This is a genomic window from Caulobacter sp. DWR1-3-2b1 (genome assembly GCF_049895765.1).
GTDB lineage: Bacteria > Pseudomonadota > Alphaproteobacteria > Caulobacterales > Caulobacteraceae > Caulobacter.
Map to the genome: position 1 here is coordinate 131,009 of NZ_JAFCSZ010000007.1, position 24,943 is coordinate 155,951.

The 24,943-nt window shown below is 66.4% G+C and carries 20 protein-coding genes; 12 read left to right on the forward strand and 8 right to left on the reverse strand.

The features are described from left to right. Positions 1–62: 62 nt before the first annotated feature. Complete coding sequence (locus ACP69S_RS09425) at positions 63–671, forward strand: redoxin domain-containing protein (protein ID WP_425996541.1); 609 nt, start codon at positions 63–65, stop codon at positions 669–671. Between the two features lie 49 nt (positions 672–720). On the opposite strand, the gene ACP69S_RS09430 is transcribed toward ACP69S_RS09425, so the two are convergent. Next, entirely contained in the window at positions 721–1,200 is a 480-nt protein-coding gene (locus tag ACP69S_RS09430) for a hypothetical protein (RefSeq protein ID WP_425996542.1), read from the reverse strand. 112 nt (positions 1,201–1,312) lie between these two features. On the opposite strand from ACP69S_RS09430, the gene pgi reads away from it, so the two are divergent. Next, positions 1,313–2,947 (forward strand): glucose-6-phosphate isomerase, encoded by a 1,635-nt coding sequence (pgi, locus tag ACP69S_RS09435; RefSeq protein ID WP_425996544.1) that lies wholly within the window; start codon positions 1,313–1,315, stop codon positions 2,945–2,947. 15 nt (positions 2,948–2,962) lie between these two features. Here the strand turns inward: pgi and ACP69S_RS09440 are convergent, their stop codons facing one another. Both ACP69S_RS09440 and ACP69S_RS09445 read right to left on the reverse strand, forming a co-directional pair. Next, a complete protein-coding gene (locus ACP69S_RS09440; protein ID WP_425996546.1) occupies positions 2,963–3,382 on the reverse strand; it encodes a response regulator transcription factor in 420 nt (139 codons plus the stop codon). A 23-nt stretch (positions 3,383–3,405) separates the two neighbouring features. Beyond that, on the reverse strand, positions 3,406–6,657 hold the full coding sequence (locus ACP69S_RS09445) for a PAS domain S-box protein (RefSeq protein WP_425996548.1): 3,252 nt from the start codon (positions 6,655–6,657) through the stop codon (positions 3,406–3,408). A gap of 155 nt (positions 6,658–6,812) precedes the next feature. On the opposite strand from ACP69S_RS09445, the gene ACP69S_RS09450 reads away from it, so the two are divergent. The 6 genes from ACP69S_RS09450 (at position 6,813) to ACP69S_RS09475 (ending at position 12,653) form a co-directional block, all read left to right on the forward strand. Next, the gene (locus ACP69S_RS09450; RefSeq protein ID WP_425996550.1) at positions 6,813–7,220 is read left to right on the forward strand and encodes a response regulator; all 408 of its coding nucleotides are present in this window, start codon (positions 6,813–6,815) and stop codon (positions 7,218–7,220) included. Positions 7,221–7,489: 269 nt separating this feature from the next. Next, complete coding sequence (gene hisS, locus ACP69S_RS09455; protein ID WP_425996552.1) at positions 7,490–8,995, forward strand: histidine--tRNA ligase; 1,506 nt, start codon at positions 7,490–7,492, stop codon at positions 8,993–8,995. A 3-nt stretch (positions 8,996–8,998) separates the two neighbouring features. Continuing rightward, the gene (locus ACP69S_RS09460; RefSeq protein ID WP_425996554.1) at positions 8,999–10,129 is read left to right on the forward strand and encodes an ATP phosphoribosyltransferase regulatory subunit; all 1,131 of its coding nucleotides are present in this window, start codon (positions 8,999–9,001) and stop codon (positions 10,127–10,129) included. After that, positions 10,126–11,100, forward strand: a complete 975-nt coding sequence (gene hisG, locus ACP69S_RS09465) for an ATP phosphoribosyltransferase (protein ID WP_425996556.1) — start codon at positions 10,126–10,128, stop codon at positions 11,098–11,100. Before ACP69S_RS09460 ends, hisG begins: the two co-directional genes overlap by 4 nt. A gap of 423 nt (positions 11,101–11,523) precedes the next feature. Next, on the forward strand, positions 11,524–11,958 hold the full coding sequence (locus tag ACP69S_RS09470; protein ID WP_425996558.1) for a hypothetical protein: 435 nt from the start codon (positions 11,524–11,526) through the stop codon (positions 11,956–11,958). Next, the gene (locus ACP69S_RS09475; RefSeq protein WP_425996560.1) at positions 11,955–12,653 is read left to right on the forward strand and encodes an HTTM domain-containing protein; all 699 of its coding nucleotides are present in this window, start codon (positions 11,955–11,957) and stop codon (positions 12,651–12,653) included. The genes ACP69S_RS09470 and ACP69S_RS09475 overlap by 4 nt, the downstream gene beginning before the upstream one ends. 45 nt (positions 12,654–12,698) lie before the next feature. On the opposite strand, the gene ACP69S_RS09480 is transcribed toward ACP69S_RS09475, so the two are convergent. The 5 genes from ACP69S_RS09480 to ACP69S_RS09500 all read right to left on the reverse strand — a co-directional run bounded on the left by ACP69S_RS09480 (position 12,699) and on the right by ACP69S_RS09500 (position 18,543). Further along, entirely contained in the window at positions 12,699–13,079 is a 381-nt protein-coding gene (locus ACP69S_RS09480) for a hypothetical protein (protein ID WP_425996562.1), read from the reverse strand. Positions 13,080–13,284: 205 nt separating this feature from the next. After that, positions 13,285–15,417 carry a M13 family metallopeptidase gene (locus ACP69S_RS09485; protein WP_425996563.1) on the reverse strand — a complete coding sequence of 711 codons (2,133 nt, stop codon included), beginning with the start codon at positions 15,415–15,417 and terminating at the stop codon, positions 13,285–13,287. Positions 15,418–15,513: 96 nt separating this feature from the next. Continuing rightward, positions 15,514–15,984, reverse strand: coding sequence for a copper chaperone PCu(A)C (locus ACP69S_RS09490; RefSeq protein WP_425996565.1), 471 nt, complete (start codon positions 15,982–15,984; stop codon positions 15,514–15,516). A gap of 10 nt (positions 15,985–15,994) precedes the next feature. Next, positions 15,995–18,076 (reverse strand): TonB-dependent receptor family protein, encoded by a 2,082-nt coding sequence (locus ACP69S_RS09495; RefSeq protein WP_425996567.1) that lies wholly within the window; start codon positions 18,074–18,076, stop codon positions 15,995–15,997. Positions 18,077–18,138: 62 nt separating this feature from the next. Continuing rightward, positions 18,139–18,543, reverse strand: a complete 405-nt coding sequence (locus ACP69S_RS09500) for a DUF2946 family protein (RefSeq protein ID WP_425996569.1) — start codon at positions 18,541–18,543, stop codon at positions 18,139–18,141. Positions 18,544–18,720: 177 nt separating this feature from the next. Here ACP69S_RS09500 and ACP69S_RS09505 point away from each other — a divergent pair, with 177 nt between their 5' ends. The 4 genes from ACP69S_RS09505 (at position 18,721) to ACP69S_RS09520 (ending at position 24,732) form a co-directional block, all read left to right on the forward strand. Next, the gene (locus ACP69S_RS09505) at positions 18,721–18,969 is read left to right on the forward strand and encodes a helix-turn-helix domain-containing protein (protein WP_425996571.1); all 249 of its coding nucleotides are present in this window, start codon (positions 18,721–18,723) and stop codon (positions 18,967–18,969) included. 24 nt (positions 18,970–18,993) lie between these two features. Beyond that, positions 18,994–20,781, forward strand: coding sequence for a cation:proton antiporter (locus ACP69S_RS09510; protein ID WP_425996572.1), 1,788 nt, complete (start codon positions 18,994–18,996; stop codon positions 20,779–20,781). 408 nt (positions 20,782–21,189) lie between these two features. Next, positions 21,190–22,392: an outer membrane beta-barrel protein gene (locus ACP69S_RS09515; RefSeq protein WP_425996574.1), complete on the forward strand. Its 1,203-nt coding sequence runs from the start codon at positions 21,190–21,192 to the stop codon at positions 22,390–22,392. Positions 22,393–22,851: 459 nt separating this feature from the next. Continuing rightward, the gene (locus ACP69S_RS09520; protein ID WP_425996576.1) at positions 22,852–24,732 is read left to right on the forward strand and encodes a ribonucleoside-diphosphate reductase subunit alpha; all 1,881 of its coding nucleotides are present in this window, start codon (positions 22,852–22,854) and stop codon (positions 24,730–24,732) included. Positions 24,733–24,943 lie beyond the last annotated feature (211 nt).

A 24,943-nucleotide genomic window follows, 5' to 3' on the forward strand; every position in this document is an offset into this window, starting at 1 on the left:
ATAGCGGCCAGTTATGAGAAGCTGTCGCAACGAGGGGGAACTCGTTGTCGCAGGAGCTCGCCATGTCGATCACTCGCCGTCTCGTCGCCGCTGGTCTGCCGCTGATCGCAGTCACCGCGCCCAGCCTTGCCCACGCCAAGCCCGCCCCCGCCTTCACCGCCGTCGACATCGACGGCAAGACCCGGTCGCTGGCCGAGTTCAAGGGCAAGACTGTTGTCCTCGAATGGGTCAACGAGGGCTGCCCCTATGTGAAGAAGCACTATTCAGGAAACATGCAGGGCCTGCAGCAGGCCGCTGCGGCCGACGGCGTGGTGTGGTTGACCATCGCCTCCTCGGCGCCCGGCAAGCAGGGCCACTTCCCCGATGGCGGCAGCGCCAAGACCTGGATGACCGCCCGGGGCGCCAAGCCGACCACCCTGCTGCTCGACGCCGACGGGGCAGTCGCCACGGCCTATAAGGCCAAGACCACGCCGCACATGTTCGTCATCGATAAGACCGGGGCCATTGTCTACGAGGGCGCCATCGACGACATCCCCAGCAACAAGGTCGAGGACCTGGGAAAGGCCAAGAACCTCGTCGCTGCGGCCCTCGCCGACGTCAAGGCGGGCCGCAAGGTGGCGGTGGCCTATGCCCAGCCCTATGGGTGTGCGGTGAAGTACAAGGACGCCTAGGCGCCACAACCGCTCTTCCCGGCAGAGGCCGGGGAGAGCGCAAGAGGGTTCAGGCCGCCGGCGTCGGCGGGGCCGTGATGACCTCAACATTGTCGTTCAGCAGATAGACCATGTCGCGCAGGGCCAGGTCCTGATCCTTGATGGTCCTGGCGGCCTTTATGGCGGCCAGCTTTTCGGGCAGGTCCTGGGCGATGCCGCGCAGGATGCATTTGAGGTCGTCGACCGCGCCGCGCTCCTTGAGCGTCAGATGGCCCTTCATGTCGAGGGCGGAAAGCTCGGCGATCTCCGCCCCGAAGGCCTCGGCGCCGGCCAGCGGGGCGGCCGGGGCGACGGGGTCGGCGGCGAGTGATTTGCGATAGGTCTCGGCCTGCAGCTTCAAGCCGCCCGCGCGGCGCATGATGTCAGCGAACAGCGGCTCACCAGCCACCGAGGCCGGGGCGCTGAGCGCCGGAACCGCCATCGTGACGGGCGCGGCGCTGCTCGACGCGAACCAGAGCATGGCGGAAAAGGCGATGGCGTCGCAGGACATGTGGCTCTCCCCGCGAAAAACGTCATTGGTCTTCATGACGCGGCGGCATCCGTTTGATAAGCCCGCCCGAGTAAACAGCGATTTACCACGTTCGAATTGAAGGACCGCCCGCATGGCCGATCTCGACGCCGCCTGGACCCGCCTGGAAGACGCCGCCAAGGCCGCCGGCGACAAGCGCATTGTCGAGATGTTCGACGCCGAGCCTGGACGGCTCGAAGCGCTGACGCTGGATGTTGCGGGTCTGCACATCGACCTCTCCAAGCAGTCCTGGGACGAGGCCGGCCTGGAAGCCGCTCTCGACCTGGCCCACGCCGCCGACGTCGAGGGCGCCCGGACCCGGATGTTGGCCGGCGAGGCGATCAACGGCTCCGAAGGCCGCGCCGTTCTGCACACCGCCCTGCGGGCTCAGGCGCCTGATTCTGCTGGAGGGGCCGACATCAAGGCCGGCGGCGTGCCGGTCATGGCCGAGGTCGAGGCCGTCCGTCAGCGGATGAAGGCCTTTGCCGACGCTGTACGCTCCGGCGCGATCAAGGGCGCCACGGGCAAGCCGTTCAAAGCCATACTGCACATCGGCATCGGCGGCTCCGACCTCGGTCCCCGGCTGCTGTGGGACGCCCTGCGGCCGGTGAAGCCGACCATCGACCTGCGCTTCGTCGCCAATGTGGACGGCGCCGAGTTCCTGATGACCACGGCCGACCTCGACCCTGAAGAGACCCTGGTCGTCGTCGTCTCCAAGACCTTCACCACCCAGGAGACCCTGTCCAACGCCGCCGCCGCCCGCGCCTGGCTGGCCGCCGCTCTGGGCGAGGCCGGCGCGGGCCAGCATCTGGCCGCCATCTCGACGGCTCTCGACAAGACCGCCGCTTTCGGGATCAGCGATGAGCGCGTGTTCGGCTTCTGGGACTGGGTCGGCGGCCGCTATTCGCTGTGGTCGTCGGTCAGCCTGTCGGTGGCCGTGGCCTGCGGCTGGGACGTCTTCGAGGGCTTCCTGGCCGGCGCCGCCCAAATGGACGCCCACTTTGCCTCAGCGCCCCTGGAGAAGAACGCTCCGGTCCTGCTGGCCCTGGCCCAGATCTTCAACCGCAACGGCCTGGACCGCCGCGCCCGCTCGGTTGTTCCGTATTCGCATCGTCTGCGCCGGCTGGCCTCGTTCCTCCAGCAGCTGGAGATGGAGAGCAACGGCAAGTCGGTCGGCCCCGATGGCCAGCCGGTCAAACGCGGCACGGCGACCGTGGTGTTCGGCGACGAAGGCACCAACGTTCAGCACGCCTATTTCCAGTGCATGCACCAGGGGACCGACATCACCCCGATGGAACTGATCGGCCTGGCCAGGTCCGACGAAGGCCCGGCTGGCATGCACGAAAAGCTGCTGTCCAACCTGCTGGCCCAAGCCGAGGCCTTCATGGTGGGCCGCACCACCGAGGACGTCCGCGCCGAGCTGGTGGCCAAGGGTGTTTCCGAGGCGGAAATCGCCACCTTGGCCCCGCAGCGCACCTTCGCCGGCAATCGTCCGTCCACCCTGCTTCTACTGGAGCGCCTGACGCCCCAGACCTTCGGCGCCCTGATCGCCCTCTATGAGCACAAGACCTTCGTCGAGGGCGTGATCTGGGGGATCAACAGCTTCGATCAGTGGGGCGTGGAGCTGGGCAAGGTGATGGCCGGCCGCATCCTGCCGGAGCTGGAAAGCGGCGCGGCCGGGAGCCACGACCCGTCCACGACGGCGCTGATCGGGCGGCTGGCGAAGTAACCCAGTCCGTCGTCATCAGTCGAGGTCGAAGCTCGGTTTCGCCGGTTCGCCGACCGCCTCGACCTTGGGCTTAGGATTAAGCATGGCCTCGACCCGCTTGGTCAGAACGTCCGGGCCGAAGGGCTTGACCAGATAGCCGTCCGCGCCCGCCTCCATGGCTTCGCGCACGGTAGCCAGGTCGCCCCGGGCGGTCATCATCATCACCCTGGCCGTCGTCCGCTTATAGCGGCGCAGCAGGCGCAGCAGATCGACCCCGGTCATGTCCGGCAGCTGGATGTCGAGCAGGACGAGGTCCCATTTCGACTGCCGCAAGGCCTTCAGGCCCAATTCGCCGGTTGCGACCGACGAGACGTTGTAGCCGGCCTGGGACAGGACAAGCTCAACGAACTGGCGGACCAGCGGATCGTCTTCGATAATCAGGACAGCGTGGGCCATCTTATGCTCTCGGCTCTTCGGTCTCAGGCGACTTGCTGGCGGGCGGCGCCGGCGGTGAGGTCGGTTTCCCATCGCGCCGCGATGGTGGCCGCTTCGTTGATCAGACGCCGGGTCTCGCCCAGCGCTGCGCCATAGTCTCGCCCGTCTTCGACCTGTTGTTCAAGCTCCCGGCACGATCTGGACAGTTCCATAAAGCCCATCATGCCGGCGCCGCCGGCCAGGGCGTGGGCCTCGTTGGCGATGGTGGCCGCGTCGGCGTCCGGTGAACTCAGGCAGGCGCGCAGCTGTCCGCGCAGAATGCCCATCAGGCTGAGCACGGCGCTGGACCCCAATGCCGAGAGCAGGTCGTAGCGGGCCCGCTCGCCCGGATCTTCTTCGACCGGAACGGCGGTCGTGGCGCCGGACGAAACCAGATGCAGGCTCAGGACGCGTTCCAGAGCGATCGGATCGAGAGGTTTGGTCAGGTGTCCGTTCATGCCCGCCGCGTCGCAGCGCGCCAGGTGCTCTGGTTGACCGCTGGCCGTCAGGGCGACGATCGGCAGATCGCGGATGGCGGCGTCGCCGGCCCGGATCGCCCGGGTCGCCGCGAAGCCGTCCATGACCGGCATCTGGCAGTCCATCAGCACCAGGTCGAAACGGGTGTCGCCCACAGCCGCGACCGCCTCGGCTCCGTCGTTGGCCAAGCGCACATCGCAGCCGTACTTGCCGAGCAGGGCCAGCATCAGTTCGCGATTGAGCTCGACATCGTCGACCACCAGGATGCGCTTGCCGTCAAGCCTCAGGCCGCGCGTATCGTGTTCGTCCGTTGCGGTCTCGCTGGCGTCGCCCAGGGGCAAGGCCAGCTCGAACCAGAAGATAGAGCCCTGGCCCGGATGGCTGATGACGCCGATTTCGCCACCCATCAGGGTGATCAGCTGTTTGGATATTGCCAGCCCCAGACCAGTGCCGCCGTAGTGGGCCGAGACGGACGAGCCCGCTTGGACGAACCGGCTGAACAGGTCGGCCTGCTTGTCGGGGGCGATGCCGGGGCCGGTGTCGGCCACCTCAATGCGAACGCGTGGGCGGACGGGGTCCTGATCCAGGCGGATCAGGCTGGTGGTAACGCTGCCGCCCGCAGTGAACTTCACGGCGTTCGACAGCAGGTTCAGGAGAACCTGGCGCAGCCTGCCGACATCGCCAACCACCTTGGCGGGCGCGCCGGCGTCGATCAGGGCGCGCATCCGCACCTCCTTGTCGGCCGCCTGCGGCTCCAGCATCGAGACCGTCTGGGCGACCAGGGCGCTCAGGTCGAACGGAGCGCAGTGCAGTTCCAGGGCGGCGGCTTCGAGCTTGGAGAAGTCCAGCACATTGTCGATCACGGCGTGCAGGGCCTGACCGGCGCTGTGCACCAAGCCGACGCGTCGTTGGTCTTCGGCCTCCAACCCCCGGCTTTCGGTCAGCAGCCGCGAAAAGCCGATGATGCTGTTGAGCGGAGTCCGAAGCTCGTGGCTCATATTGGCCAGGAAGTCGGCCTTGGAGCGCATGGCCGCCTCGGCGTCGAGACGGGCCTGCGCCAGGGCGTCTTCCTGGACCTTCTGGGCCGTTACGTCGCGGATGACGTCCAGAAAGCCGGTCGGGGCGTCGGTAGCCGGATCGCGCAGCAGGGCGGGCTGGGACTCGAGCCAGATCCAGTCCTGGCTAGTCTTGTGGCGAGCGCGCCAGCGAACGCGCTCGATGGGGTGACCGGCCAGCAGGCGACCGAAGGTATGGCGAAGTCGCTCGACGTCGTCGGGGTGGGTCATGGCCAGCGGGGAGCGCCCGATCATGTCCTCGGCGGTGTAGCCCGTCACCGCTTCGGAGGCCGGCGAGAGGAAGGTGGTCCGCCCCATCAGATCGCTGGTGACGATGATGTCGGTGGCGTTCTCCGCCATCAGACGATAGCGGTCTGCGGCCTGGCGTTCAGCCGAAAGATCCTGGATCTGGGCGATGAAATGCTTGGGCGATCCGTCGGCCGCTTGGACCAGCGACACCGACAGCCGCACCCAGACAATCTCGCCGTCCTTGCGGATATAGCGCTTTTCCATCTGATACCGGGTCAACTCCCCGGCCAGCAGCTGGTGCAAAAGACCCAGGTCCGCCTCCAGATCGTCGGCGTGGGTAATGGTCTGGAAATCCAGAGTCGTGGCTTCTTCCGACGGATAGCCGATGATCGTGCAGAAGATTTCGTTCAGCTTGACCAGCCCGCCGTCGATCCCGACGAGAGCCATGCCGATAGGAGCGTGGTGAAACGCGTTCTCGAACAGCTCGACCTGAGCGCGGCGCTCGGAAATGTCGTGCATCAGGGCGGTGAAGTGCCAGCCATCGGCGCCCTGGGTGGCGCTGATGGCCAGTTCGATCGGAAAGGTCTCGCCGCCGCGCCGCAGGGCGGGGACCTCGACGCGCTGGCCTACGACGACGGCCTTCTGTGTCTTCAGATAGCGTTGCATCCCTGCCGTATGCGCGGCGCGCAGTTCCTCGGGGATGATCACTTCGGCTATCAGAAGGCCCAACACCTCCGACGACTTCCAACCGAAGATCGCCTCGGCATGGCCATTCCAGCCGGTGATCTCGCCTTGGTCGTTCATGGTGACGATCGCCTGGTGGGCGCTGGAGATGATGTTGCTCAGCCGCTCTTCGTTGGCTCTCAGGCTGATTTCCAGACGGGCGCGCTGCTCGGCTTCGCGCGCGGCGTGGGCCAGGGCTTCGGTCCGCTCGACCAGCAGGGTCGCGTGCCGGTCGAACTCGATCTGCTTGGACAGCTGGGCGCCCAGCATGGACGCCATCAACCGCAGCGCGTCGATGTCGTCGGCGTCGAAGGCCGCGGGCTGGCCGGAAAAGACCTTCAACACACCGATCGCGCCACCGCCATGGATCAGGGGGGCGCAGACCATCGAGCGAACGCCGATCCGCTCGCAGGCCGCGCGATCAACCCGAGCGTCCGTCCACGTGTCGTCGCACAGCATGACCTCGGCCCGGGCGACGCAAAGACCAGAAAAGCTGCCTTCGCGCTTCAGCCGTAAGCCCACGTGGTGAGCGAATTCGGCATTGGCGGCGCGATAGATGAGATTATCACCATCGACCAGCTCGACGATCGACCCGGCCGCGTGGGTCAGGTCCGCCAGACGCTTGACCACGGCCGACATGAAGGCGGCGAGATCGAGTTCCGCCTCGGCCAGGGCGGTCTGGGCCAGCACCAGCTGTTCCATCCGTGCGAGGCGGGCGTGGAGCGCGTCGACATCGTGGGTTTGGTAGGTCATTACGCAATCCGGCAAATCGCCGAAATCGGCGAACTTGCCCATACCTAGCGAAAAAGGGTGAAAGCCCGGTTAGGCACGCCCGTGCAACCTGAAGCCGCTGGACGCGCCCGCGCCTGGCGATTCAAGCTTGAGCACCCGCAAGCCTTGGAGTGTTCATGCTGCAGCTCGCCGCGCCGCCAACCGTCTATCTGGTCGACGACGACCTGATCGTGCTGGCGTTTGTCGAAGCCGTGCTGGGCGCAGCAGGCTATCGGGTCGAACGCTTTACGGGCGGCGAAGGCGTTCTGGACCTGGCCGCCGCCAGTCCGCCCGCGCTGTTCATTCTCGATGTCCGAATGCCGGCGGTGGACGGGATCGAACTGCTGAAACAGCTTCGCGCGCTGGAGGCCTGCCGCGAGACACCCGTGCTGATGCTCACCGGAAGCGGCCGTCTGGATCGCATCGCCCTGGCCATGCAGGCCGGGGCGACCGACTTCCTGATGAAGCCCTTCACGCCGGAACAGGTGACGGCCAAGGCTCGGATGATGATCGAGCCTTCCCCCATCCCCCAGCATCCGCTATAGCCCCGCCGATGACCCGCACGCCGCACCATCACGGCCGCCACTACCATCCGACCTCGCCTCGCGGGATCGGCCGGGTCCGCTCGCTTTAGAAGCCAGCCCCCAGCCAGAGCCCCCGCAGAGCGCGTTCCGCGAAAGTGGGGTCGGTTTCGCGGCCAGAACGCGCTCCATACAAACAGCCGACGCCCTTCCGAAGGAAGGGCTAAGGCGGATGGGGCTTGCTGAAAAGCGCCATCCGTCGAGACCTGACTTCCTAGGATCGACGCCGCGACATGACCGACCAGCCCGCCGAAACCTTCCGCCCCGAAGCCCGCGCCCCACGCGGCTTCGTCGACAAGCGCGCCCGCGACCTGCGGGCCGAGCGCGCCATCCTGGAGGCGGTGTCGAAGGTCTATGAGCGGCACGGCTTCGAGGCGCTGGACACCGGGGCGTTCGAATATGCCGACGCGCTGGGCAAGTTCCTGCCCGATAGCGACCGTCCCAACGAGGGCGTCTTCGCCCTGCAGGACGACGCGGATCTTGAGGGGAAGAATGGGCAATGGATGGCGCTGCGCTACGACCTGACCGCGCCCCTGGCCCGCTTCGCCGCCCAGAACTGGGAGACCTTGCCCAAGCCGTTCCGCCGCTATGCCTATGGTCCGGTGTGGCGCAACGAGAAGCCCGGCCCCGGCCGTTTCCGCGAATTCATCCAGTGCGACGCCGACACGGTGGGTTCGGCCCGGCCCGAGGCCGACGCCGAGATCATCGCCATGGCCGTGGCCGGGCTGGAGGCCGCAGGCCTGCCGCGCGGCTCGGCGGTGCTGAAGATCAATAATCGCAAGCTGCTTGATGGCATTTTGGCGGGCGCCGACGTCACCAACTACGCTCAGAAATTGGCCGTGCTTCGCGCCATCGATAAGCTGGACCGTCTGAGTTTTGACGGCGTCAAGCTTCTGCTAGGGGCAGGGCGGCTCGACGAGTCGGGCGCATTCACCAAGGGTGCTGAACTGAGCGTGGCGGCTATCGACGCCGTCATGTCCTACCTCACGATGAGTTTCACGGAGACCCGTTCTCAGTTCATCGACAATCTCAGCGACACTACGAAGCTCCACGGCGGCAACGACGGCCTTGAGGAAATGGCGAAGATCGACGCGGCCTTGAAATCGCTAGGCATCGACGATCAGCAAGCCACGTTCGACGTCTCCGTCGTCCGGGGACTGGAATACTACACCGGCGCGGTGTTCGAGGCCGAGCTGCTGCTGTCCACCCTCGACGAGAAGGGGAACAAGGTCTCGTTCGGCTCGATCGGCGGCGGCGGGCGCTATGACGACCTGATCGCGCGGTTCACCGGTCAGCCGGTGCCGGCCACGGGCTTCTCGTTCGGCGTCTCGCGCCTGGCGGCGGCGCTGCGGGCGGCGGGGCACGAGCCCGGTGACGCGGCGCGGGGGCCGGTGGTGATCATCAATTTCGACCAGGCCCACATGGGCGAGTATTTCTCGTTGGCCGCCGACCTGCGCAACGCCGGCATCCCGGCCGAGGTCTATCTGGGGACCTCCGGCATGCGGCCGCAGATGAAATATGCCGACCGCCGGATGGCGCCGGCCGCCATCATGCTGGGCGGCGACGAGATCGCGGCCGGCACGGTGACGATCAAGGACCTGGATCTGGGCCGAGAGCTGGCCTCCGGCGTGGCCGACAACGCCGCCTGGAAGGCCGAGCGTCCCGGCCAGCAGACGATCCCGCGCGGTGATCTCGTCGCGGCCGTCCGCAAGATCATCTCTGGTAGTGTTGGGGGTTAGGCCATGAGGCTCGAGCGTTCCATTCCGACCGACGCGCTGGGCGCCATCCGCGCCCCGCTGCTGACGGCCGGGGCCGTCCTGACCGACGCTCCGGTGTTGCAGCCTTTGGGTTTGCTGCTGGACCTGGCCGGCGAGGCCATGCGCTCGCGGCTGTTCGTGGTGTCCGGCGACAGCGGCGTGGAGGCCTGCCTGCGTCCCGACTTCACCGTGGCCATCGCCCGCACGCACCTGGAGGCGGGGGCCGCTTCGGGACGCTATCTCTATGACGGCAAGGCCTTTCGGGTGGCGCCGCGCGGCAGCGACCGCGCCGAGGAGTTCCTGCAGATCGGCGTCGAGGCCTTCGAGGCCGGCGACCCCGTCGCCGCCGACGCCGAGATCGCCGCCCTGGCCTGGGCCTCGTCGGCCGCTGGCGGTCGCTCCGACCTCTCCTTGGTGCTGGGTGATGTCGGGCTGTTCGGGGCGTTCGTGGATACGCTGGGCCTTGCGGCTCCGCTGGCCGTGCGGCTGAAGCGGGCCTTCACCCGGCCGCGCCAGTTAAAGATCGAACTCGACGGCGACGCCTCTGAGGTCGGCGCCGAGCAGAGCCGTATCGCCGCATTGCTGGCCGGCCTGCCGGAGGGCGAGGCCTCGGCAGTGTTGCAGGAACTGTGGTCCCTGGCCGGTATCGAGCCGGTCGGCGGCCGCCGCCCCGCCGAGATCGCCCACCGCCTGGTCGAACGCGCCGAGGCCGCCGAGGCCGGTCGTCTGTCTGCGGATCAGGCCGACAAGGTCCGCGCTTTCCTGGCGGTCAGCGATCGTCCGGGCGCGGCGCTGGACGCCATCTCGGCCCTGGCCGGTCCGCAGCGCGCGGCGCTGGACACGGCCCTGGACGGCTGGCGCTCGCGCCTCTCCGGCATGGCCGAGCGTGGCGTGCCCGAGGACCGCATGGTGCTGACCGCCTCGTTCGGCCGGGCCTTTGGCTATTACGACGGCTACCTGTTCGAAGTACGCAGCGCCGCCCTCGGCGACGAGCGGCCCGTGGCGGCCGGCGGTCGCTATGACGGCCTGCCCGCCCGGTTGGGCGCGGCGCGAACCACGGGCGCGGTGGGCTGCATGGTCCGGCCCGCCCGAGCCTATGCGGGAGGCGGCGAATGACTGCGACCCAAGGAACGCAAATGATCTTCGCCATCCCCTCGAAGGGGCGCCTGAAGGATCAGGTCGAGGACTGGCTGGCCGAATGCGGTTTCAAGCTCGAAATGACCGGCGGCGCGCGCGGCTACAGCGCTGAGCTGTCGGGTCTGCCCGGCGTCTCGGTGCGCCTGCTGTCGGCCGGCGACATCGCTGCGGGCCTCGATGCGGGCGAGTTGCACCTGGGCGTCACGGGCGAAGATTTGCTGCGCGAGCGCGGCGACGACATGGACAGCCGGGTGATGCTGCTGCGCGCCCTGGGCTTTGGCCGCGCTGACCTGGTGGTCACCGCCCCCAAGAGCTGGCTGGACGTCGACACCATGGCCGATATCGACGAGGTCGGGCACGCTCATCTGGCCAAGACCGGCCGCCGCCTGCGGGTGGCGACCAAATATGTGACCCAGACCCGGGCCTTCTTCGCCCGTCACGGCGTGGCCGACTACCGCATCGTCGAGAGCAGCGGCGCCACCGAGGGGGCCCCGGCCGCCGGCGCGGCTGAGCTGGTCGTCGACATCACCACCACCGGGGCCACCCTGGCGGCCAACGGCCTGAAGATCCTGTCGGACGGCGTAATCCTGAAAAGCCAGGCCCAGCTGACCGCATCCTTGATCGCCGACTGGTCGCCAGAGCAGCGGAGCTCTCTGCAGCGCCTGTTGGCGGTAGTCGAGGCCAAGGGCCGAGCGCGGACCCTGGCCACCCTGGTCTGGCCGGCCGAGCAGGACGACCAGGCCCAGGCCGCCGTCGCCGCCTTCGTCGCCAGAGGCGGCTCGCGCCGGGCCAATGGCGCCCTGCTGGCCACCGCGGATCTGTTCGACGCCGCTGCGGCCCTGGCCCAGGCAGGGGTCGAGCCGGTCACGGTCTCGCGTCCCGACTACGTCTTCGAGTCGCGCTCGCAGGTTCTGGACAAGCTTGACCAACGCCTGAAAGGTAATATTTGACTTTTGTGTCAAAAATTGACTGAGAGAACGGCGATAAGTTTGACTGCCGCGTCCAAACTACGTCGGTTCCGTCAAAAAAACGCTCAACCCGTTACAGAAATGGGTTTTGGTGCGTTGACACCGCCTCAATTATGACGTTTCTAACGCTTGCAAGGAAGAACAGAGCCCATCAGAGAGCTCCCTTCCTTCGGCGTTTCGGGGAGGAAACGCCCGCCTAGATCGAATGATCGAGAAATAGCCAGCCCGTCGCGATTATCCCCCGCGGCGGGTTCGGTGTATCTGGGCCTTAGCTTCACTATTTGACGAAAGAGTCAAAACTTCGGCCGATGCGGTACGGAGCGGCGGTCCTTGCGGATCTCGGTCAAGGCCGGGGATGATCGCGGCGTCGTTCGATTCGCCCGCTCCAGCCGAGGAGGGATCCCGTTGAAGCCCCTCGCGCTCCTCCTGCCCGCGCTGATCCCGTCCTGGAACTTCTTCGACGTGATCGCGCCCTCGCCGCGGATCGAATACGCCCTGTCGTCATCGCCGAAGGCGCCAAAGGGTGACTGGCGGGAGTTTCGGCCCCGGCCGCAGCGTGTGTCGGCCTGGGCCATGCTGTGCCGGCTGCTGTGGAATCCGCGCTGGAACGAGACCCTGTTCCTGGTCAGCTGCGCTGAGCGGCTGATCAATGCGCCGACCGATCACAGCCAGGACGAGATCTTCTCGCGCCTCGCCGCCGATCTTGGTCCCTGGGGTGGCGAAACAAAGCCCTGGCTGAGCTTCCGGCTGATCTTCGTCAGCCGCGAGGGTCAGGCGATTCAGCGCGAGGTGCTGTTCCAGTCGGCGCCGCGCCGGCTCGCGGACATCGCCGCCCGATGACCCTCGAGAGCGCCTCCCGCCTCACCGAAGCGCTGCTGGCCCTGGCTCTCCTCCAGCAGAGCCTTGAGCATCTGCGCGGCGGGCGCGCCGAGCGGGCGCTGTTCCTGACGCGGATGGCGCTGTGCGTGGCGGTGATCGTCGGCGCGGTGTCGCCATGGCCGCTGGTCGGCCTCATTGGGCTGGTCGGCCTGGCCGGGCTGTCGCTGGTGATCCTGCAACGCTTCCAAGGACCCTATAATGGCGGCAGCGACCGCATGGGCCTGCTGGCCCTGTGGTGCCTGGCCCTGTCGCGCCTGGCGCCCACGCCCGCCTTGGAGGAACTGTTCTTCGGCTATCTGGGCCTGCAGTTGATGTTGTCCTACTTCATCTCCGGCGGGGTTAAGGTGGTCAATCCGGACTGGCGCTCGGGCCGGGCGCTGGCCGACGTGTTCCGGTTCTCGGCCTATCCAGTGAGCGAGGACCTGCGTCGCTGGGCCGACCGGCCGCGCGCGCTGCTGGTCATGTCCTGGGCGGTGATACTGTTCGAGCTGGCCTTCCCGCTGACGCTGCTGTCGCGCGAGAGCCTGATCGTCGGCCTGGTGGTCGCGGGGGCGTTCCACCTGGCCAATGCCTGCCTGTTCGGCCTGAACCGCTTCTTCTGGACGTGGCTGTCGGTGTTCCCCGCCGTCCTGTGGCTACAGGCGCGGCTTTTGTGAGTTTTGGGCCAGATGGATCCGTGCGGACGGATTTTGATCGTCCCGTCAATCAAGAGGCCTGCGGCCCGTCCCCATCGCGTCAGCAGCGGCCAACGCTACAACAGCCACAAGTCCGACCAATCCCCCAAGAGCGATTAAGGCTGAGGCTTCCAACACGCCCGGCGCCATTTGCTTGGCTGTGACATCGAAAGGCAGCTTCCGAATTGTCAGGGCCATGTGGAAGCTGTTCATCGCACCAACCAACATTCCCAAGGCGGGGCCTGCCAAACGGAGATCAGAAAGCAGGCGACGCCAAGGCCCGCCGCTGGAGCGCGCCAAAAGCGCCAGGATGGGGGCCAGAAAAATCGCGGCTATCAAGACTATGAGGGCGACCTTTTGGGGCGCTGCCGCGGCGGCGAACACCGATCCGAAAATCTGGTCAGACATCATAGCACCCCAATTTCGATGCGAATAGATTACAAACGTAAGTTAAAATGGTCAATCGGATCTGTTTCCGGCGACTGTCCCTTAAAGCGGCGAAGGCCGACCATGATCCGCAGGATCAGTTCGCCCAGAAAAGGGGCCAGCGCCTAAGCGCCAGCCCCTCCGATCCCGGACCGGCCACGGCCGGTCGGGCTTGGTGATCAGTCGATCACCAGATCTTCACGCGATCTTCCGGGGCGACGTACAGCTTGTCGCCGGGCTTGATGTCGAAGGCCTTGTACCAGCCGTCCTGGTTCCGGATCGTGCCATTGACGCGATAATAGGCCGGCGAGTGGGGGCCGGTGGTGACCTGCTGCTTGAGGGCCTCGTCGCGCTGCTTCTGGCGCCAGACCTGGGCCCAGCCCAGATAGACGCGCTGGTCGCCGGTCAAGCCGTCCAGAATCGGAGCCGGCTTGCCGCCCAGCGAGGCGTGGTAGGCGTCCAGCCCAAACGCTAGGCCGCCCATGTCGCCGATGTTCTCGCCCATGGTCAGCGGACCGTTCAACTTCATGCCCGGCAGCGGTTCGAAGGCCCCGTACTGGGCGCCGAGGCGGTCGGCCTGAGCCTTGAACTTGGCGGCGTCCTCGGCCGTCCACCACTCGCGCAGCACGCCGTCGCCGTCGGACTTGCGGCCCTGGTCGTCGAAGCCGTGGCCGATCTCGTGGCCGATCACACCGCCGATGCCGCCATAGTTGACGGCCGGGTCGGCGTCCGGATGGAAGAACGGCGCCTGCAGGATGGCGGCCGGGAAGACGATCTCGTTATTGACCGAGTTATAGTAGGCGTTGACCGTCTGAGGGGTCATGCCCCACTCGGTCTTGTCGACCGGCTTGAACAGGCGCTCGACGTCCTTGCGCCAGGCCCATACGCCCGCGCGCTGGGCGTTGCCGAAGGCGTCGTCTTCCTTGATCTCGAGTTTGGAATAGTCTTCCCAGGTCTCGGGATAGCCGATCTTGACGGTGAACTTGGTCAGCTTGTCCTGGGCCTTGACCTTGGTTTCGGCGCTCATCCAGTCGAGATTGTCGATCCGCACCTTCAACGCCGAGCGGACATTGGCCACCAGCTCCAGCATCTTGGCCTTGGACTCCGGCGGGAAGTAGGCCGCTACATAGTCCTGGCCGACCGCCTCGCCCAGAATGCCGTTGACCTGGGCCACGCCGCGCTTCCAGCGCGGGCGCTGCTCGGGCTGACCCGACAGGGTCTTGTTGCGGAACTCGAAGCTGGCGTCGACGAAGCGCCTGGACAGCATGGGCGCGGCGTCGTCGGTCACCTTGAACGCCTGCCAGGCCTTCAGGGTCTCCAGCGGGGTTTCGGCGTAGATCTGGGCGTATTTCGGGAAGGTCGTGTTGGTGGTGACCACGATGCGATCGACCTTGGGCAGCTCGGAGCCGGCCAGATAACGGTTCCAGTCATAGCCGGGGGTCATGGCCTGGAGCTGCGCCAGGCTGGCGGGGTTGTATGTCTTGTCGCGGTCGCGGAGTTCGGCGCGGGTCCAGGTGACCTCGGCCAGCCGGGTTTCGAAATCGACGATGGCCTTGGCGTTGGCGGCGGGCTTGTCCCAGCCGGCCATGGTCAGGATCTTCTCGACATAGACCTGATAGGCGGCCTTCTTGTCGGCGAACTTGGCTTCCAGATAGTAGTCGCGGTTAGGCAGGGACAGTCCGCCGGCGCCGGCATAGACCGCATAGGCCTTGGGGTTCTTGGCGTCGGTCTGGATGCCCACGCCCAGCAGGCTGGTGAACGGCGTGACGCTGCTCTTGCCCATCAGGGCGGTGAAGTCGTCCTTGGTCTTTACCGTCTTGATCTGCGCGAGCCAGGGCGCGATCGGCTTGGCGTCCAGAGCCTCGATTGCGGCCTCGGCCATGAAGGCGCGATAGGCGGCGCCGACCTTGGCGGTGTCGCCCGCGGCGGTCTTGTTGGCGGCGGCGGCCTCGATGATCGCCTTGGTGCGGGCCTCCGACAGTTCCGACAGCTTGTCGAAATTGCCATAGCGGGTGCGGTCCGACGGAATCTCCGTGCGCGCGTCCCAATTGCCGTTGGCCCACTTGTAGAAGTCGTCACCCGGCCTGACGCTGCTGTCGATACCCGAGGTGTCGAAGCCCCAGGCGCCATAGCGCGGCGACTCCAGCGAGGTCAGGTCTGCGGCCGCGCCTTCCGAAGCGCCACCCAGCAGGGTGGGGGCGAACAGGGCCTGGGTCGTGCAGGCGTCGTTCAGGCACTGATGGTCCTCGCTGGCCTGGGCGCCGAAGGCCGAAAGGGAAAAGGCGGCCACGGCTGCGGCGGCGAACCAGACTCGTTTCATGGAAGTCGTATCCGTTGGTGTGAGCTGGCCGCAATCTGCCCCGGCGTGGAAAATTCGCTCCCTTACAAATTTGTCATGTCAGGTTGAAAACGCCGGTCAGTGGTGATGGTGCTCGTCCCCGGAAGCCTTTGAGGACTGGGGCGGCGCGATCTGGACGGCCAGTTCGACGGCGATCTTGCGGCCCTTGTCGAAGACCAGCGTCACGGAAGCTTTTTGCCCCGCCTTCAGCGGTTGCTTCAGGCCCAGCAGCATCAGGTGATAGCCGCCCGAAGCCAGCTCGATCTTGCCGCCGGGCGCGATGGTCACGCCCTTATCCATCCGGCGCATGGTCATCACGCCATTGGCCATCGAGGACTGGTGCAGCTCGGCCTTTCCGGCCAGGGCGGTCTTGATCGACATCAGCTTCACCGGGGCCTTGCCGCCGTTGACGATGGTCATGAAGCCGACACCGTTCATGCCGGCCTGGGCGGGACGGCTCCAGGCGTTCTGGACCGTCAGGTCGGCGGCGAGCGCCGGTGTGGCCAGCAGGGCGGCGGCGATCAGGACGGGGGGAAGAAGGCGTTGCATCTTGTCTTTCCTAGAACTTGCCCGAGACGCCGACGAAAACGCCGCGGCCGTCGCCCGGCCAGAAGGCGGCCGTGTTTTCGATGGTCGCCGCCGTGACCGAGGCCGGATTGGCCAGCGGATTGACGGTGGCGACATAGCGCTTGTCGAGCAGATTGCGCGCGTCGAGGAACACCGTCACCCCATCGCGTGTATAGCCCGCCCCCAGCGAGGCGATGGCGTAGTCGGGGCTGCGGACCTTGTTGCGATAGTCGATGAACGGGCCGCGCGGCGACCACTCGATGGCCGGGGCCACGAACCAGCCGGCCGGGTGCTCGTATTTCAGCTCGGCGCGATACAGGTGCTCAGGCACGACGGGCAGGGCGTTGTCGCCGTACTGGGCGTCGCCTTCAAAGTGGAAGTCCGACCAGGCATAGGTGTGGCGCAGGCGCACGCGCTTGGAGAAGCGCCAGTCCAGGCCCGCCTCAACCCCCTGATGAACCGTCTCGTCGGCGTTGAAGGTGGCCGCCGGGTGGGCGGGATCGACGACGAAGCTCAGCAGTTCGCCTTCGATCTCGGCGCGATAGGCGGCGATGTCCCAAGCGAACGCGCCCTTGCGACCGCGCGCGCCGATCTCGCCGGTCCAGGCCTTTTGCGGAACGACGGAGGCGAAACCCGCGGCGGCGCTGGGCGAATAGGCGCCGAAATTGGGGGGCTCGACCGAGCGGGTCAGGTTGGCGAACATCTGGCTGTCCTGATCGACCTGGAACAGCAGGCCGATGCGCGGCGCCAGCCAGTCATGGTCGCGGCTGGCGGCCAGATCGAAACTGGTCGCGACGCCGGGCAGCTTGTAGGCGCGGTAGTCGCGCTGAGCGGTTCCATAGGTGGCGCCGGCCACCAGGGCGACGCGGGGCGTGACGAAGAACCGGCCCTCGGCGAAGACATCCAGCGCTTCGGCGTTCTGGCGTGAGAAGGCCTGGGCTGCGCCCTTGGAGCCGCGCAGGTTCAGCCACTGGCGGGCGTCCAGGTCGCCGATCCGGTACGAGACGCCCGCAAACAGGTCGGCCTCGTGGCCGGCGATCTGACCGGTCCAGTCCAGTCTTCCAAAGGCGCCGAAGTTGCGGCTCTCCTGGTCGACAATCTGGAAGATCGGGTGGTCCAAATCGCGCCAGGCGCCATGGACGCCGCCCTCGAAGACCGCAGTCTCCGAGAGACGCCAGGTGGTCTGCAGGCTGGCGCGGGCATTGCGCATGTTGCGCCCGTAATTGTTCGCGAGATTGGCGGCTGTGGCCTTCGTTGGGCTGTTCAGCGCCTGAGACTGGGTGAGCGCGCCGGCGATTTGCTGTTTCAGGTCGGCGCCGCTGACATAGAGCCGAACCTCGCGGTCCTGGCCGAAGCTGTGTCCGATATTGGCCGACAGGCGGGCGGTCGAGCTGTTGCTCTGCTGGCGCCAACCGTCGGCGTTAAGCAGGGTGGCGCCGACGAAGACATCGGTATCGCCCGAGCGCCGGGCGATCTCGCCATGCACGCGGGCCGTCCCGAATGAGCCACCCTCGACGCGGAGCAGATTGTCGGCCCCGGCGGTCTTGCCCGTAGGGGTGACGAAATTGATCGCTCCCCCCAGCAGGGCGCCGCCGAAGCGCAGGGCGTTGCCGCCCTTGTAAACCTCGGTGTAGCGGGCCAGCAGCGGGTCGATCAGCTGAAAGTCGCCATAGCCGTCGGCCTCGTTCAGGGGCACGCCGTCCTGGGCCAGCAAGGTTCCGCGATTGTGGCTGGAGTTGCCGATGCCCGAGCCCCGGATCGACAGGCGCGTATCCTCGGCGAACTTCTTCTGGGCGTACACGCCGGGCACGTCGCGGACAGTGTCATTGAGACCGACGGCGAAGCGGTTGGCATAGGCCTCCGACGAGATCACCGCCACGGCGCCGGGGGTTTCCGACAGGCGCTTGCGGGCCTGGGCCACGGCGGGCGGGTCTTCCGGATCGGGGCGGGCGGTGACGAGAACGGAGTCGAGGCGGGTCTGGTCTTCGGCCCCTGCTGCGGGAGGAAGGGCCGCGAACCCTAGACAGAGGCCGGCGGCGCCCAGCAGAAGGGCACGGCGAAACTTGAAAGTCATGGAACTGAAAATCCTGAAAACGTGACAAGGCGCGCTACGGCAGGGCCGTAACGCGGGGAGGGTCAGGTGTTCAGGATGGCGGGTGGGCCTTGGCCGGGAGGACGTGGCGGCGCGCGGGCGTGGCCGCGTACGCCCAGCACGCGGACGAGGACAGTCTCGACGGCCTGCGCGTAGCGAACTGTGGTGAAGGCCGGAACCGGGACGTCCGGCGTGACGGCCAGGGTCGGGCCGACACAGTTGGAGCACTTCAGGCCCATGAAGGTCTTGGCGGGGGCCGTGCGGACCGAGCCGTCATCGTCGAGAATGACGACCCTGGAGCCCTCGGCCGAGCAGATGACGATGGTCGAGCCGCTTTCACGCAGGTCGTGGGCCATGGCTGCGGCCGGCGTCAGAGCCTGGGCGAGCATGGCCAGCATCGCCGCGAAAGCGGCGAGCAGGGCTCGGAACTGTCCAAGGCGGGCGCGCATGATCGGGTGACTATGGCGGAAGCGCCGCACGGTCAATCGAGCCTGGCCAAGGCCGCAGGACGCGCGGTTACTTAAGGGGGCTGGTTCACATTGCGGCGCTGCCAAGGGCGACACCTTGACTATCACCGTTTTCGGTCGTATTCAACCAATATGGGCGAAATCGTCTAGACTCGTCAGATGCCACACGCAAAAATTCTTTTGCCGGCCCAGTGCCGGGGCGCCCGGGGCCTGCTCAAATGGTCCCAGGGCGAGCTCGCCGATCGGGCGGGCGTGTCACGCAGCACGGTCAAGGACTTCGAGACCGAGCGTCACGCCTTGCATCATAGCACCGAACGCCTGCTCATCGAGGCGTTGGAGGCGGGCGGGGTGACGCTGATCGCGGCCGACGAGGCCGGAGCCGGCGTGAGACTGAAAGCGGCGAGTTAGACGGAAACTTGAAGAGGAGGGCGCGTGCCGCACGAGGTTTCACCGGAGAGCTACAAGGACCTGGTCCTGTTCCTGGCGACCGCCGGCATCGTCGCGCCCCTGTTCCAGCGCCTGAAGATCAACCCCATCCTCGGCTTCCTGCTGGCCGGAGTGATCCTGGGTCCCTTCGGCCTGGGCCGCTTCATCCACGTCGCGCCCTGGCTCGACTACATCACCGTCGACAATCCTGACGAAATCGCCCAGCTGGCCGAGTTTGGCGTCGTCTTTCTGCTGTTCATGATCGGGTTGGAGCTGTCGTGGGAGCGGCTGCGCCTGATGCGCAAGCTGGTCTTCGGCCTGGGCGCTCTGCAGATGATCGGCTGTTCGGTCGTGCTTGGCCTGCTGGCCATGGCCCTGGGCCAGCCCCCGGTCGCCGCCCTGGCTATCGGCGCGGCCTTGACCCTGTCCTCGACCGCCATCGCCGTGCCGGTGCTGGCCGAGCGGCAACGTCTGCATTCCGAGGGCGGCAGGGCTACCTTCTCGGTGCTGCTGTTCCAGGATCTGGCCGTGGCCCCGGTCCTGATCACCCTGACCATCCTGGGGCGCGGCGACGGGGCCTTTGCGCTCAAGGATTTGGCGACCTTGATCCCCGCCGCCCTGGGCCTGGGCGCCTTGGTGCTGGTTGGTCGCCTCGTCTTGCGACCGATGCTGAAGTCTGTCGCCAAGGCCAAGAGCGAAGAGATGTTCATGGCAGCCTGCCTGCTGGTGATCATCGGCGCGGGCATGGTCAGCGCCCTCTCGGGCCTGTCGATGGCGCTGGGCGCCTTCGTGGCCGGGGTGCTGCTGGCCGAGACCGAGTATCGCCACGAGGTCGAGGTCAAGATCGAGCCCTTCAAAGGCCTGCTGCTCAGCCTGTTCTTCGTGTCGCTGGGCATCCGCCTGGACCTGTCGCTGCTGTTCGCCAATCCGGTGCTGATCCTGGGCGTCGCCCTGGGCCTGCTGGTGGTGAAGGGCGTTATCGTGTTCGCCGGCGGCATGGCCATGCGGTTGGGCGTCAAGGCCTCGGCCGAAGCGGCGCTGATCCTGGCGGCCGGCGGCGAGTTCGCCTTCGTGGTTCTCGACAACGCCATGGGCGCGCAGGTGGTGCCGCGCGACATCGGCCAGGCGGTGCTGGTCTCGGCCACCCTGACCATGTTCCTGATCCCGGCCCTGTCGGCGATCGGCGCGCGGTTCGGTCGCAAGTCCAGCACCCAGACCTCCGAAGCCCCCAAGCCCGCCGCCGATCGCCTGGATCCCGAACCTGAGGGCCAGGTGCTGGTGGTCGGCTATGGCCGGGTCGGCAAGCTGGTCGCCGAAATGCTGAACCGCCACGCCCTGCCATGGACCGCCGTCGAGCGCGATGCGCGCCTGGTCGAGCAGGGGCGGCGCGACGGCAGCCGCATCTATTATGGCGACGCCTCGCGTCTGGAACTGCTGGAGCGCTGCGGCCTGGCCACAGCCAGGGCTGTGGTCGTGACCATGGACGCGCCGGAAGCCGCCGAGGCGGTGGTCGCCGCCGTCCGGGGCGCTCGGCCGGAGCTGGCCATCGTCGCCCGCGCCCGTGACGCTCGCCACGCCGCCCGACTCTATGAGCTTGGCGCCACCGACGTCGTGCCTGAGACCATCGAGGCCAGTCTGCAAATGTCGGAAGCCGTGCTGGTCGATATCGGCGTGCCGATGGGCTTGGTCATCGCCTCGATCCACGAGCGCCGCGACGAGTACCGCAAGATCCTCAACCGGCCGGACGCCCTGGGCGGCAAGCGGCGCCGGCTGCGGGACGCTTCGTTGCGGTAGGCGCGTGGACCAGTCTTCCACCCCCGGATTGTTCGTTCCGATCGTCGCCGGCATGGCCATGGCGCGTTATTGAACCAAGCTCGATTAGTCGGGCAACCTTCCCCTGACGCGCGAAGAACAGCAAAGGTGTGGCCGAACAGCGACAAAGCGTCACCTTTTCATGCAGCAAGCCCTTGCGCGACAGGGTTTCACGTGCGAACCAACAAACTGGCGCTCTCAGCGGAAATTTTCAGCCGATACGCTCGGAAGTTGATTTTGTGGGCGGTCTTGTTTGGCTTCCTGGAGCGAATATCCAGGTCAGCGAAACCTGACGAGTGTGGCTTTGCTGACACTTTCCCGGGACGTTCGCCTTGGTATAACGATGCTCGGTCGTTTTCGGCCGGAGCAGGGCAATAGAGGGCTCTTGATATGAAATTCAAACTCCTGGCGGGGGTCGCTCTGGCTGCGGTTTGCGCCGCATCGGGCGTATCCGCTCAAGAGACCGGCTGGTACGGCGCGGTCGATCTTGGCTATCACTGGCCGACCGGTCTGAAGACCGAGTCCGACCGCAACGCTCCCGATGGCGCTCACTATCACTACGAGTGGGCCTCGGACAGCGACTGGACCGGATTCGTCCGTCTCGGCTATCAGTTCACCCCGAACTGGCGCGCTGAACTCGAAGGCGGCTATCGCCCCGGCGACCTGACCTCGGTCCGCGGCAACGCCGTGCGCCAGCAGCCCCGCGGTCTCTGCACCCCGGGCGTGATCCGCACTGCCGCCGCTCCGCGTTGCGGCTCGCCGGACGGCTCGATCGACTCCTGGACCCTGATGGCGAACGTCCTTTACGACTTCGCTCCGGACGCCTGGATCAACCCCTTCATCGGCGCGGGCGTCGGCCTGAACCGTCTGGACATCAAGACGCTCGGCCAGTTCAGCGGCGTCGGCACTGTCACGCCCGCCAATGTCGCCATTCAAAACCTGACCGTTGACGACGACGATCTGGCTGTCTCGTGGCAGCTGATCGCCGGCGCCTCGATCAAGGCGACCGATAAGCTGAAGGTCGACCTGACCTATCGCTATCTCGGCGCCGCCAGCGATCACACCTGGGTGTCGCAAGGTTCGGGCGCTCTGCAGCCCGGCGCGTTCGCTGGCGAGTACAAGGACCAATCGGTGACCGTGGGTCTCCGTTACTCCTTCGCCGCTCCGCCTCCGCCCCCGCCCCCGCCTCCGCCCCCGCCCCCGCCGCCCCCGCCGCCTCCGCCCCCGCCGCCTCCCCCGCCGCCTCCGCCGGCGTATGAGGCCCGCGAATTCATCGTCTACTTCCCGTTCGATCAGTACGTGCTGACGCCGGAAGCCCAGTCGGTGGTTTCGGAAGCCGCGAACTACGCCAACGCTGGCAAGGCGACAAAGCTGGTCATCGTCGGTCACACCGACACGTCCGGTTCGCCCAAGTACAACGCCCGCCTGTCGGAGCGTCGTGCAAAGGCTGTTGCTGACGCACTCGTCGGTCTGGGCGTCGCTTCGACGGCTGTGGCCGTCGACTGGAAGGGCGAAAGCGCTCCTGCCGTCGCCACTGGCGATGGTGTCAAGGAACCGCTGAACCGCCGTTCCACGATCTCGATCAACTTCTAAGATCTGGATCAACTCGATCTGGGAAGGGCCTGGCGGCGACGCCGGGCCCTTTTCTTTTGCGCCTTGGTGATCTGCGCAAGGCGCGGAACCCGGCCGCTCCCGGCCTGAAGCCTGCCCGCGAGGCCATGGCTGGAGAAAAGCTTCAGAGGCCTGCCAGATGGTCGCCTGAGGGCGCCTATGGCCAGACTGTGGGCGGATGTCGAAGTCCGGGGGCGGATCGCTTGGCGCGCCTTGTGACGGTCTGTCGCAGCTGAAAAAAGTTCGCTTGGGCAACCCCTTGATCCTGCCCGGTAAGTTCGCGCCGTTCACAGCTTGTTAACGAAAAACTCGCCTGCGGGGCGTTGACGAGTCATTAGCCACTGTGGCCCCATATGTGGGCTGAGGGGGCTCCTCGGCCACAAGATGTAGCGGCTGGGCGGGGCGTTCCCTTCTCCGGAACACGCTGATTGATTATGGATTTTGATCATGAACGGCAGTGAAGCGGCGAAGATTCAGCCAGTTTCCAAGGCGCGCACCGCGGGCATGAAGGTGGCCGAGCGCCCCAGGCTGGCCCTGGTGCGTAAGGTCGAGGTCGATCGCTCGCGCGACGCCCTGCTGACCGACTTCGGCAAGACCACTCTGGAAGATCGCTATCTGCTGCCGGGCGAGTCCTACCAGGACATGTTCGCGCGCGTGTCGACGGCCTTCGCCGACGACGCCGACCACGCCCAGCGGGTCTACGACTATATGAGCCAGCTGTGGTTCATGCCTTCGACCCCTGTGCTCAGCAATGGCGGCGCCGAGCGCGGCCTGCCGATCTCCTGTTTCCTGAACTCGGTCTCAGACAGCCTGGATGGCATCCTCAGCGTCTGGAACGAGAACGTCTGGCTGGCGGCCAATGGCGGCGGCATCGGCACCTACTGGGGCGGCGTTCGTTCGATCGGCGAGAAGGTCAAGGGTCAGGGCCAGACCAGTGGCATCATCCCCTTCATCCGCGTCATGGACAGCCTGACCCTGGCGATCAGCCAGGGCAGCCTGCGTCGCGGCTCGGCGGCCGTCTATCTCGACATCCACCACCCTGAAATCGAAGAGTTCCTGGAAATCCGCAAGGCGTCGGGCGACTTCAACCGCAAGTCCCTGAACCTGCACCACGGCATTTCGATCAGCGACGAGTTCATGCATGCGGTGCGCGACGGCCTGAAATTTGGCCTGCGCTCGCCCAAGACCAATGAAGTGCTGCGTGAGGTCGACGCCCGCTCGCTTTGGCAGAAGGTCCTGGAGCTGCGCCTGCAGACCGGCGAGCCCTATCTGATCTTCTCCGACACCGTGAACCGCGCCATGGCGCCGCACCAGCGCGAGCTGGGCCTGAGCGTGCGCCAGTCCAACCTGTGCAGCGAGATCATGCTGCACACCGGCGTCGACCACCTGGGCAACGACCGCACGGCGGTTTGCTGCCTGTCGAGCGTGAACGCCGAGACGTTCCTGGAATGGCGCGACCATCCGATGTTCATCGAGGACATCATGCGCTTCCTTGACAACGTCCTGCAGGACTTCATCGATCGGGCGCCCGACGCCGCTGCGACCGCCGCCTATGCCGCCATGCGCGAGCGTTCGGTGGGTCTGGGCCTGATGGGCTTCCACAGCTTCCTGCAAAGCCAGAACGTGCCGTTCGAGAGCGCCCTGGCCAAGAGTTGGAACATGCGGATGTTCAAGCACCTGCGCCGCGAGGCCGACAAGGCCAGCATCGCCATTGGCGAGGAAAAGGGCCCGTGCCCCGACGCCGCCGACCGTGGCTCGATGGAGCGCTTCTCGCACAAGCTGGCCATCGCCCCGACCGCCTCGATCTCGATCATCTGCGGTGGCACCTCGGCCGGCATCGAGCCGATCCCGGCCAATATCTACACGCACAAGACCCTGTCGGGCTCATTCGCCGTCAAGAACCCCTATCTCGAGAAGCTTCTCGACGAAAAGGGCCACAATACCGACGCCGTCTGGGGCACGATCTTGGAGAACGAGGGCTCGGTCCAGCACCTGGACTTCCTCAGCCAGGACGACAAGGACGTCTACAAGACCGCCTTCGAGCTGGATCAGCGCTGGGTGGTCGAACTGGCCGCCGACCGCACCCCGGAAATCTGCCAGAGCCAGTCGGTCAACATCTTCCTGCCGGGCGATGTCGATAAGTGGGACCTGCACATGCTGCACTGGCAGGCCTGGGAGCGCGGCGTCAAATCGCTGTACTATCTGCGCTCCAAGTCGGTGCAAAGGGCCTCCTATGCCGGCGCCGAGTTCGCGGTCGAGCCGACCGGTGGCTTCGATGTCGTCGAGAAGACTGACTACGAGGAATGCCTCGCCTGCCAGTAGGCGGATGAAAATCGAAATGGTTAAGCGGCGGCGAAGCGAAAAGCTTCGCCGCCGTTTGCGTTTCAGGAACTCTTTGGGGTCCACGCTGTTCACCCTGTGAGCATACGTCGCGGTAGACAGTCGCGATTTACGGGGTAGGCTCAGGTCTATTGGGATTGGGGAATCCGCGTGCGGTTCAGAGGAATGGATCTTTCCGCGCTCTGCTTGACGG